The organism is Acinetobacter brisouii (genome assembly GCF_008993995.1).
GTDB lineage: Bacteria > Pseudomonadota > Gammaproteobacteria > Pseudomonadales > Moraxellaceae > Acinetobacter > Acinetobacter brisouii_A.
On sequence record NZ_BKNN01000145.1, the window covers coordinates 1 to 1,819 of the forward strand.

The following is a 1,819-nucleotide window of genomic DNA, read 5'->3' on the forward strand; positions in this document are numbered from 1 at the left end:
GCGTGTGCTAGAGCCTGCACTAGAACAAATCAACAAGCATACCGACATCACGGCCACCTACGAACAGCACAAAAAAGGGCGAGTAATCACAGGATTCTCATTCAAGTTCAAGCAGAAGAAGAAAACAGAGGCGGAAACGCCAAAAAATAGCGATTCTAGCCCACGTATCGAAAAACCTAGTCAAATCCCTACCAACATCGCAAAACAGCCTGAAAACGCAAATTTGAGCGATTTACAGCATAGAGCAAGCAAGATTACAGGACTAATCATGTCAAATCGGTTATCAGATCGGTTTAAACAGGGTGATGAATCAATTATGCAGATGATGGCACGTATCCAAAGTGAGATTACAACCGATGCAATAGCGGACCAGTGGCAATCAAAACTAGAGGAGTTCGGCGTGGTTTTTTAGTCATGATGAATTTCCCAAAGGGCGCACTTTACCATTGAGTCCAATGGGTGCGTTTTTGCACTGCAAAAAGTGAAAAGGCAAAGGAAATTTCTTTTGCCTTTTTCTTTGTTTCTCAAAGAAAGTAATTAGCGAGTGTCTACGAGCGACACAATGAAAGTTCGATTATTTCCCCCTCTGAAAAACCGCTTTTTTGTATCTGATTTCAAGAAAATTTCAACTATCGTGCGCTTTTGCTTTTGAGAGGACACGAGCGCAGCGAGTGCCATTTTTGCCTTTGCTTTTGCTTTTTGGGGTTTGGGGCTTGCCCCAACAAGGCACAGAGTAGGAATTTTACACGGTAGTGAAAAAGTCCCCTCTGTGTGTCCTTGCTCTATGCTTTTTAAACCTTTGGATTTTTCCCCGTCACTTGCAAAAATTGCCCCTGACTGAGCATAGCGAAGTCAAAAAAGTTTGAGCTTTAGCGAAAACCGAGGGCAATTTTCATGAAAAATTGGGCTTTTAATGTTTTTAAATGCTTTTAAATGCTTTTAGACATGCTGAAATGCCCGTGTAGCAAGGCATACAGAGGACATAAGACGACACTTACCTACCAATAAGACGACACTTACCTACCAATAAGACGACACTTACCTACCAATAAGACGACACTTACCTACCATAATCAGACTCAATATGATAATGTCGTTTTAACACATTAAAATATAATTGCGTCTTATGAGTAAATTAGTAGTGAAAGACAATGCCCTAATGAACGCTAGTTACAACTTGGATCTCGTTGAACAGCGGTTAATCTTGCTTGCGATTGTTGAAGCGAGAGAATCAGGCAAGGGAATTAACGCAAACGACCCTCTTACGGTTCATGCAGAGAGTTACATCAATCAATTTGGTGTAGCTAGACAAACAGCCTATCAAGCCCTCAAAGATGCTTGTGATGATTTATTTGCACGCCAATTCAGTTATCAGGAAATCAACGAGCGAGGAAACACTGAAAATGTCCGTTCACGTTGGGTTAGTGAGGTTCGTTATGTTGATGCAGAAGCTACAGTGAAGTTAATTTTTGCTCCTGTTGTAATCCCTTTGATTACAAGGCTTGAGGAGCGTTTTACACAATATGAAATGAAACAAATAAGCGAACTTTCAACAGGTTATGCTATTCGTTTGTATGAGTTATTGATCTGCTGGAGAGCTACAGGCAAAACCCCAGTAATTGAATTATCTGACTTTCGGCAAAAAATGGGCGTTCTCGATTCTGAATATCAGCGTATGCATGATCTAAAAAAGCGTGTGCTAGAGCCTGCACTAGAACAAATCAACAAGCATACCGACATCACGGCCACCTACGAACAGCACAAAAAAGGGCGAGTAATCACAGGATTCTCATTCAAGTTCAAGCAGAAGAAGAAAACA

General features: G+C 41.1%; 1 protein-coding gene and 1 pseudogene. Both read left to right on the plus strand.

The window, feature by feature from the left end; all coding sequences use genetic code 11:
• A pseudogene (locus GBN19_RS15280) lies at positions 1-412 on the plus strand (RepB family plasmid replication initiator protein); the annotation flags it as partial.
• Between the two features lie 714 nt (positions 413-1,126).
• Positions 1,127-1,819 (plus strand): replication initiation protein RepM (gene repM, locus GBN19_RS15285; RefSeq protein ID WP_151778687.1); only part of this gene is annotated, 693 nt, incomplete at its 3' end.